Genomic DNA, 9,816 nt, shown 5'->3' on the forward strand with positions numbered 1-9,816 from the left:
TACCCCGGTCATGCTAGCCGCACCCCCTCGTCCGGCACATCGCCCCGTCGTCACCCGATCCGGAGCGGCGCGCAGCCAGTGCTCCGGCGCACGCTCACCAGCGTGTCGCCATCCGGTCACTGTTCGCAACGATCGGTGACCCTACCCGGTTCCCGGGCCCGGCCGCCAGCAAACCGGCCGGCCGGCTGGTGTGAACCCCGGGGCCCGGTCCGGGGTTCACGCCTCCCCGCGCGGTCACGCGCGGTCCCCGTTCAACCATTCGTGCATCACCGACAGCAGGTGGTCGGTCTCCACCGGCTTGGTGATGTGGTCGGTGGCGCCGGCCTCCAGCGACTTCTCCCGGTCGCCCTTCATCGCCTTGGCGGTCAGCGCGATGATCGGCAGACCGGCGAACTGGGGCATCCGGCGGATCGCCTCGGTGGTCGCGTAGCCGTCCATCTCCGGCATCATGATGTCCATCAGGACCAGCGCCACGTTCTCGTGCTGCTCCAGCATCTCGATGCCCTCCCGGCCGTTCTCCGCGTACAGGACGGTCAGGCCGTGCTGTTCCAGCACGCTGGTGAGGGCGAACACGTTGCGGACGTCGTCGTCCACGATCAGCACCTGCTGGCCGTCGAAACGCCGGTCCCCGTTGACCGGGCGGGGCTGCACGGGCTCCGCCGCCCGCGGCCCGGCGACGCTCTCCAGGGCGGCGCTGCGCCGGCGCTCCACGGCACCGCGGCGGCGCTCCTCGGCCAGCTCGCGGACCTCCTGGGCCCAGTGGTCGGCCGGGTTCTCGCCGACCGGCACCGGCAGGCCCACCGGGGTCACCCCGACCGAGGCACGCGGCGCCAGGCCGTTCGGCATGGCCGGGCGCGGCTCGCCGACGGCCTCCGGGGCCTCGGTGCGCAGCGGTAGGTAGAGCGTGAAGGTGGAGCCCTTGCCCAGCTCGCTCTCGGCGTGGATCTCGCCTCCGAGCAGCCGGGCGATCTCGCGGCTGATGGACAGGCCGAGGCCGGTGCCGCCGTACTTGCGGCTGGTGGTGCCGTCGGCCTGCTTGAACGCCTCGAAGATCTCCCGCAGCTTGTTGCCGGGGATGCCGATGCCGGTGTCGGAGACCGAGAAGGCGATCAGCTCGTCGTCCGGGTCCTGGATCGAGCCGGACTCCAGCAGCCGCTCGCGCACGTGCTGCGGGGTCTCCCGGCCGGCCGGGCGGATCGAGAAGTCGACGGCTCCGGCGTCGGTGAACTTCACCGCGTTGGAGATCAGGTTGCGCAGCACCTGCTGGAGCCGCTGCTCGTCCGTGTGCAGGGTGACCGGCAGGGCGGGCGAGACCCGGACGGCGAAGTCCAGGTTCTTGTCCAGCGCGACCGGCTGGAAGGTGGCCTCGACGTAGTCGACCAGCTGGACCAGGGCGATCCGCGCCGGGCGGACGTCCATCTTGCCGGCCTCGACCTTGGACAGGTCGAGGATGTCGTTGATCAGCTGGAGCAGGTCGGAGCCCGCGCCGTGGATGGTGTCGGCGAACTCGACCTGCTTGGGCGAGAGGTTTCCCTCGTTGTTGTCGGAGAGCAGCTTGGCCAGGATCAGCAGCGAGTTGAGCGGGGTGCGCAGCTCGTGCGACATGTTGGCGAGGAACTCGCTCTTGTACCGGGAGGCCAGGGCGAGCTGCTCGGCGCGCTCCTCCAGGACCTGCCGGGCCTCCTCGATCTCGCCGTTCTTGATTTCGATGTCGCGGTTCTGCTGGGCGAGTTGCTCGGCCTTCTCCTGCAACTCCTCGTTGGTGCGCTCCAGTTCCTCCTGGCGGGCTTCCAACTCGGCCGACCGCATCGAGAGTTCGGCGGTCAGCCGCTGGGACTCCAGCAGCAGGCCCTCGGTCTTGGTGTTGACGCTGATGGTGTTGACGGTGACGCCGATCAGGTCGGCGATCTGGTTCAGGAAGTCCAGCGCGACGGTGGTGAAGGAGCTGAAGGTGGCCAGCTCGATCACGCCCAGCAGCCGGCCCTCGAACAGCACCGGCAGCACCACGATGTGGGCCGGGGAGGCCTCGCCGAGCCCGGAGGCGATCTTCAGGTACCCGGGCGGCGCCTCCTTGAGGATGATCGCCCGCTTCTCCACCGCGGCCTGGCCGATCAGCGACTCGCCGGGGCGGAAGGTGGTCGGCATCGCCCGCCGCTGGTAGCCGTAGCTGCCGATCAGGCGCAGTACGGTGTCGTTCTCGTCGTCGTCCTCGGTGATCAGCTCGGCGGTGCGGCCGGCCGGCTGGGCGAGGAAGAAGGCGCCGTGCTGGGCGGAGACCACCGGGGTCAGCTCGGTCATGATCAGCGAGGCGACCGCCTCCAGGTCCCGGCGGCCCTGGAGCAGGCCGGAGATCCGGGCCAGGTTGGTCTTGAGCCAGTCCTGCTCCTGGTTGGTGCGGGTGGTCTCGCGCAGGTTGGCGATCATCTGGTTGATGTTGTCCTTGAGCTCGTCGAGCTCCCCGGCGGCGTCCACGTCGATCCGCAGGCTCAGGTCCCCCCTGGTCACGGCGGTGGCGACCTGGGCGATCGCGCGCACCTGCCGGGTGAGGTTGTTGGCCAGCTCATTCACCGACTCGGTGAGGTCCTGCCAGGTGCCGTCCACTCCGGGCACCCGGGCCTGGCCGCCGAGCCGGCCGTCGGTGCCCACCTCGCGGGCGACCCGGGTGACCTCGTCGGCGAAGGCGGAGAGCTGGTCGACCATGGTGTTGATGCTGGTCTTGAGCTGGAGGAACTCGCCGCGCGCGTCGACGTCGATCTTCTGCGAGAGGTCACCCCGGGCGACCGCCGTGATCACCAGCGCGATGTTGCGGACCTGACCGGTGAGGTTGTTGGCCATCAGGTTGACGTTGTCGGTCAGGTCCTTCCAGATCCCGGCCACGCCCGGCACACCGGCCTGGCCGCCCAGCGTCCCGTCGGTGCCCACCTCGCGGGCCACCCTGGTCACCTCCACCGCGAACGCGGACAGCTGGTCGACCATGGTGTTGAGCGTCCCGGCAAGCGTCGCGATCTCGCCCTGCGCCTCGATGGTGATCTTCTTGGAGAGGTCGCCGCGGGCCACCGCGGAAGCGACCTCGGCGATGTTGCGGACCTGCCCGGTCAGGTTCGACGCCATGAAGTTGACGTTGTCGGTCAGGTCCTTCCAGATGCCGGACACCCCGCGCACCCGGGCCTGGCCGCCCAGGATCCCCTCGGTGCCCACCTCCCGGGCGACCCGGGTAACCTCGTCGGCGAAGGCGGACAGCTGGTCCACCATGGTGTTGACGGTGGTCACCAGCTCCAGGATCTCGCCCCGGGCGTCGACGGTGATCTTCTTCGAGACGTCGCCGCGCGCCACCGCCGTGGTCACCTCGGCGATGTTGCGGACCTGGCTGGTCAGGTTGTTGGCCATCAGGTTGACGGAGTTGGTCAGGTCCTTCCAGGTGCCGGACACCCCGGGCACGCTCGCCTGACCTCCGAGGATGCCCTCGGTGCCGACGTCCCGGGCCACCCTGGTGACCTCGTCCGCGAAGGCCGAGAGCTGGTCGACCATCGTGTTGATGGTGTTCTTCAGCTCCAGAATCTCCCCGCGCGCGTCGACCTGGATCTTCTGCGACAGGTCGCCCTTGGCGACCGCGGTCGTCACCTGGGCGATGTTGCGCACCTGATCGGTGAGGTTGTTCGCCATGAAGTTGACGTTGTCGGTCAGGTCCCGCCAGACCCCGGCCGCCCAGGGCACCTGCGCCTGCCCGCCGAGCCGCCCCTCGGTGCCCACCTGGCGGGCCACCCGGGTCACCTGCTCGGCGAAGCCGGAGAGCTGGTCGACCATCGTGTTGATGGTGTTCTTCAGCTCCAGCATCTCGCCGCGCGCGTCCACCTCGATCTTCTGCGAGAGGTCCCCGCGCGCCACCGCCGTGGTCACCTGGGCGATGTTGCGCACCTGGCCGGTCAGGTTGTTGGCCATCAGGTTGACGTTGTCGGTCAGGTCCTTCCACACCCCGGCCACGGCCGGCACCTGGGCCTGACCACCCAGCCGCCCCTCCGTACCGACGTCCCTCGCCACCGTGGTGACCTGCGCGGCAAAGCCGTTCAGCTGGTCCACCATCGTGTTGACGGTGTTCTTCAGCTCCAGCATCTCGCCGGCCACGTCCACCGTGACCTTGCGGGACAGGTCGCCCTTGGCCACCGCCGTGGTCACCTGGGCGATGTTGCGCACCTGTGCGGTCAGCCGGCCCGCCATGGTGTTGACCGAGTCCGCGAGGTCCTTCCAACTTCCGGACACGCTACGGACCTTGGCCTGGCCACCGAGCTTGCCCTCGGTCCCGACCTCGCGGGCCACCCGGGTCACCTCGTCGGTGAACTCGCCGAGCTGGTCCACCAGTCCGTTGACCGTCCGGCCGATCTTCAGGTACTCGCCGCGCAGCGGGTGGCTCACCCCGTTGCTGTGCAGCGAGCGCAGCTCCATCTTCTGCTCCAGGTCGCCCTCGGCGATCGAGGTCAGCACCCGGCCCACCTCGGCCATCGGGCGGGCCAGGTCGTCGATCAGCGCGTTGCAGTTGTCGACGGCCGCCATCCAGGCGCCCTCGCCCGCGCCGGTCTCCAGCCGCTCGTTCAGCCGGCCCTCGCGGCCCACCGCCCGCCGCACCCGTGCCAGTTCGCCGGTCAGGTGCTGGTTGCGCTCGGCGACCTCGTTGAACACCGCGGCGATCTCGGCCAGCGGACCGTCCCCGGGCACGGTCAGCCGGCGGCGGAAGTTGCCGTCCCGCATCGCGGTCAGCGCCGACAGCAGCTTGCGCAGCTCGGCGGGCTCCGCGCCACGGTTGTGGCTCGCCCGCCGGCCGGCCGCGTTCCGCGGCACGGCCCCGGGGCGCCCACCGCGCGGGGCGGGCGGCGTCGTTCCGGTTGCGTCCTTGGTGGCCGAACTCAACGGGCCCCTCCCACATCGTGAACTGTCCGGTGACCGACCGTGCCGGTGCGGCACGCACCCGGGCACCGGCCCGGCTGGGCTGCGTACCGGCGGCCTGTGACGCGCCGGCACCCACACGACCGTACTGCTCCCACCGGCCGTCGCGGACCCCCCAGTCTGGCAGCACTGGCAGGGGGTGCACGGCCGGTTGTGCTCGGTTCGTACCGCACCGTCCGAAACAGGTGGGCAGAATCACCCTCTGGTGCCTGTTTCGACTCCCCGCCCCCACGGGGAACCAAGCGGAAAGTAGGGTGGAGCGCTGCACCGGGCCACGACCCGACCCAGCGCCGCCGCTCACCCCGACGGCGCGCACGGGGAGTCGGCGCCGCACCCCGGACAGCCAGGGCATGAGCAGCAGAGGAGAAGTGGCAACGTGGTCACCGCGCGCGCAGCCGCCACCTTCGACCCCGACGGCCGGTCCGCGGCCGCCGCGCGGGGCTTCGTCCGGGACGCTCTGCTCGGCTGGGGCCTGCCCGAGGTCGTCGACGACGCGGTCGTGCTGGTCAGCGAACTCGTCACCAACGCCGTCGTGCACGCCGGCACCGCCGCGGAGGTCTGCTGCCTGCGCGAGGAGGAGAGCGTCCGGATCGAGGTCACCGACCACCACCCCGAGCGCGGCCTGCCCTCGCTCGGTGACGGTCCGGTCAGCGCCTCCGACCGCTACGCCGACCCGGACGGCGAGGGCGGCCGCGGCCTGCTGATGTGCTCCGCCCTCGCCGAACGGTGGGGCGTCGAGTACGCGGCCGGCCTCAAGACCGTCTGGTTCCGCCTCCGACTGCCCGCACACGTGCTCGGCACCCGCTACGCCGTTCCCGCGACCCCCGGCAGCGACCTGCCCAGCGGCCCCGGCCCGGTGCACGTCGCCGTCGTCCAACTCGACGAGGACGGCCGGGTGCTGGCCTGGAACACGGACGCCGAGGCGCTCTTCCAGTACCCCGCCGCCGCCGTCCTCGGCCGCCCCTGGGCCGATCTCGCGGTCTGGCCGCAGTCCCCCGCCCGAGGCCTCGGCCTGAGCGACACCCTGCGGATGGCCCGCTGGGAGGGCGGCTACGGCATCCGCCTCCAGGACGGCCGCGAGGTCGAGGTGTACGGCGTCCAGGTCCGGCTGCGCGACACCGAGGGCATCCCCTCCACCCTCTGTCTGCTCGTCCTCGAACCCGACCGCGCGGTGCTGCGCTCCCCCGCCCGCGCCCTGCCCGGCGACCGCCCCGACCCGGCCGGCCCCCGGCTCGACCTGCTGGCCGGCCCGGTCGCCACGGACGACCTCGACACCCTGCTCCAACGCACCGTCGAACGCGCCCGCGACCTGCTCGACGGCGACGCCGCGTACCTGCTGCTCACCACCGACGACGAGGCCGAGTTCGAGGTCCGGGCCGCCACCGGCCTCACCGCCGGACACCGCCGGCACGCCCGCTTCCCGGTCGGGACCGGCAACCGCTACGACTCCGCGCGGCTGCCTTCCGTCCACGAGGACCTCTCCACCCGGCCCACCGGCCTGCCGCTGCTCTCCGACAGCGGCATGCGCTCCCTGGTCACCGTCCCGCTGAAGGTCGAGGGCCGGCTGATCGGTTCCCTGGGCATCGCCGCCGCCCTGCCCGGCCGCTACGACAACGAGGACGCGCTCCGCCTCCAGTTCGCTGCCGACCGGGTCGCCCTCGCCGTCGAGAGCACCCGGCTGACCGAGCTCGAACGGCTCCGCCGCGGCTCGCTGTCCTTCCTGGTCGAGGCCTCCGACCTGCTGGCCGGCACCCTCGAACACGAGCAGACCCTCGCGCTGATGGCCCAGATGGCCGTCCCCACCCTCGCCTCCTGGTGCGCCGTCTACACCACCCCCGACCACGCCTCCCCTGCCCGGCTCGCCTTCGTCCTCCACGAGGACGAGGACCGCATCGACCCGCTGCGCGACCTGCTCGGCAAGACCCCCGCCCCGGAGGCCGGCCCCACCCACGGCGTCCGGTTCTGGACGGCCCCCACCGAGACCGCCGAGGCCGCCGGCCTCACCGACGGCCCGGAACTCGCCGGACTGCTCGGCGAGACCGTCGTCCTCGCACTGACCGCCCGCAACCGCGTCATCGGCCTGCTGGTGCTCGGCGTCCCGGCCGGCGTCCGGTTCCGCCAGGAGATCCTCGAACTCGCCGAGGACCTCTCCCGCCGGGCCGCCCTCGCCCTGGACAACTCCCGCCTCTACTCCGAGCGCACCGCCACCAGCCAGGCCCTCCAGCGCAGCCTGCTCCCGCCGGACCTGCCGGAGATCCCCGGCGTCGAGGTGGACGTCTACTACCAGGCGGCCGGCGAGGGCAACGAGGTCGGCGGCGATTTCTACGACCTGTTCACCATCCGCGAGGGCACCTACGGCTTCGCCATCGGCGACGTCTGCGGCACCGGCCCCGAGGCCGCCTCGGTCACCGGCCTGGCCCGGCACTCCCTGCGGCTGCTCGCCCGCGAGGGCCTCGACGCCCCGCAGGTGCTGCGCCGGCTCAACGCGGCCATCCTGGACGAGGGTTCGCGCAGCCGCTTCCTCACCCTGCTCTACGGCGAGCTGACGCCCCGCCCGGACGGCAGCACCGAACTCTCCCTGGTCTGCGCCGGCCACCCGCTGCCGCTGCGGCTGCGCACCGACGGCCGGGTCGACCGCGCCGCCACCCCGCAGCCGCTGCTCGGTGTCATGGACGACCTCGACCTCACCGCCGAACACCTGGTGCTCGCCCCCGGCGAGGTCCTGCTCTGCGTCACCGACGGGGTCACCGAACGCCGCGAGGGCCGGCGGATGCTGGGCGACGACGGCCTCGCCGAGGTGCTCACCGGCTGCACCGGCCTGACCGCGGGCGCGGTCGCGGCGCGGGTGCAGCGCGCGGTCGAGCGCTTCGCCCCGGAGCCGCCGTCCGACGACATGGCGATCCTGACCCTGCGGGTGCCCAGCCAGCGCCAGGTGTGAGCATTCCGCGGCTCGTGCCGTGCTGACGCCGCACCGGCGCCGTACTGACGCAGTCACAAATTGTTATATTCACAAGGGTACAAGCGAGCAGGCCCGGGTAAACCGATCTCACCGGGGAATCCCTCCGCCGGGGACGTGACCAGCGGCTCTCCGCTGGCCCATCACTTCCGATGGCCCATCACTTCCGGCCGCAGCCCGCGCACGCTCACAGCCGTGCGCCTTCGGTGCGGTCGCGCGCATCCACTCATCGAGACGACACCCACAGCGTCACTGCGCCCTGCGCGCGCCCAGAGTGAAAGGAGCCTCCGGTGAGCAACGACGCTTCCGGGGCAACGAACGCCCGCTCCACCGGAGCCGACGCAGGTAACCTCGGCTACCTCGCGCTCGGACTCACACTGCTCGCCTACGGTCTGCTCTCCACCGGCATCCTGCACGGCGCCGGACTCGGGGACGCGGCCCACCTCGCCCACCTGCTCGGCGGCGTCACCCTCTTCATCGCGGGCCTCTGGCAGCTCCGCGGCGGCGAGGGCTTCACCGGAACCGCCTTCACCAGCCTCGGCGCCTTCTGGGCGACCTGGTCCGCGGCCGGCGGGGCGGGCAAGAACGCCGCCGGCCTCTTCCTGCTGCTGTGGGCCCTGCTCGCCCTCACCCTCACCGCCGCGAGCTGGGGCGCGAACCTGCTCAGCCGCGCCGTCTACGGCCTGCTGACGGTCTCCCTGTTCCTCTCCGCCATCGCCACCTTCGGCGGCTACGGCGGCCTGGCCAAGACCGCCGGCTGGATCGCGGCCGCTTCCGGGCTCGCCGCCTGGTACTGGGCCACCTCCGCGCTGAGCAACGGGTCCTGGGGGAAGGTCGCCCTGCCGGTCAAGTGACCGGTCCGGACCGACCTCGGTCCGACCCCGGCCGGAGCTGGGCTCCGCTTCGGCCCGACCTGGATTCAGCCGCGGTTCAACCGACCTGCTCCAGCCGCTCCTCGGCGGTGGTGCGGGGCCGGATCTCCGTCCCGGCGGAGGCCCGGCCCCGTCGGCGTGCCACCAACGCCAGCACGGCGTAGGCGAGGAGCAGGATCACCACGGCCACGATGCCGTCCAACCAGAAGTGGTTGGCCGTCACCACCACCACGGCCACCGTCAGCACCGGGTGCAGCACCATCACCCATCGCAGCGAACTGCGTGACACCCGGATCACCGCGACCGCCGCCAGCACGCACCAGGCGACGTGCACCGAGGGCATCGCCGACAACTGGTCGGCCACCACCACGCCGCCGACCGCGCCGCCGTACACCGACTGCCCGTACTGGGCGGCCAGGTCCACGAAGCCGCTCTCCGGCAGCATCCGCGGCGGCGCCACCGGGATGAACTGCACCAGCAGGCAGACCGCCGTCGTGATCACCACCGTGTTGCGCACCCACGCGTAGCGGTCCCGGTGTCGCACGAACACCCAGAGCAGGACGCCGAGCATGACGGCGAAGTGCATGACCGCGTAGTAGTAGTTCGCCAGCCTCACCAGTACCGGGTACGGCGTGACCGCCTTCTGCCAGGAGGCCTCGTCCGGCAGCCCGAACACCTGCTCGGTGTGGTGGATCCAGCTCGCACGGTCCAGCGCGTGGTCCGCACTCATCACCGAGAGGTGCCCGACCAGCTGCCAGAGCGCGAACAGCGCCAACAGCGTGCCGGCCTCCCGCAACAGCGCGGACAGCGCCGGCTTCCGGCCCTTCACCGCCGCGTACGCACCCGCATGGAGGCCGATGGCGGCGGCCCCGGCGGACTGCCAGGTCAGGGTCAGGTTCTGCATTGGCAGAGGGTAACGCAAAAAGCCCCTTCCCGGATGGGAAGGGGCTTTTCGGAATAATTGTTCGGCGGCGTCCTACTCTCCCACAGGGTCCCCCCTGCAGTACCATCGGCGCTGTAAGGCTTAGCTTCCGGGTTCGGAATGTAACC

Annotated in this window: 4 protein-coding genes and 1 rRNA gene; 2 read left to right on the plus strand and 3 right to left on the minus strand. The window is 71.6% G+C overall.

Annotated elements, in window-relative coordinates:
• Window positions 1–234: 234 nt before the first annotated feature.
• Window positions 235–4,773: a HAMP domain-containing protein gene (locus AB0O11_RS29920; RefSeq protein ID WP_363393203.1), complete on the minus strand. Its 4,539-nt coding sequence runs from the start codon at window positions 4,771–4,773 to the stop codon at window positions 235–237.
• 541 nt (window positions 4,774–5,314) lie between these two features.
• On the opposite strand from AB0O11_RS29920, the gene AB0O11_RS29925 reads away from it, so the two are divergent.
• Entirely contained in the window at window positions 5,315–7,876 is a 2,562-nt protein-coding gene (locus AB0O11_RS29925) for a SpoIIE family protein phosphatase (protein WP_363393184.1), read from the plus strand.
• A 308-nt stretch (window positions 7,877–8,184) separates the two neighbouring features.
• Complete coding sequence (locus tag AB0O11_RS29930; protein WP_363393187.1) at window positions 8,185–8,748, plus strand: acetate uptake transporter; 564 nt, start codon at window positions 8,185–8,187, stop codon at window positions 8,746–8,748.
• A gap of 76 nt (window positions 8,749–8,824) precedes the next feature.
• Here AB0O11_RS29930 and AB0O11_RS29935 read toward each other — a convergent pair whose 3' ends face one another.
• Both AB0O11_RS29935 and rrf read right to left on the minus strand, forming a co-directional pair.
• Complete coding sequence (locus AB0O11_RS29935; RefSeq protein WP_363393190.1) at window positions 8,825–9,670, minus strand: phosphatase PAP2 family protein; 846 nt, start codon at window positions 9,668–9,670, stop codon at window positions 8,825–8,827.
• 59 nt (window positions 9,671–9,729) lie between these two features.
• Window positions 9,730–9,816 (minus strand): 5S ribosomal RNA (rrf, locus tag AB0O11_RS29940); the annotation flags it as partial.

It is taken from the genome of Kitasatospora sp. NPDC093102, from assembly GCF_040683915.1.
Lineage (GTDB): Bacteria > Actinomycetota > Actinomycetes > Streptomycetales > Streptomycetaceae > Kitasatospora.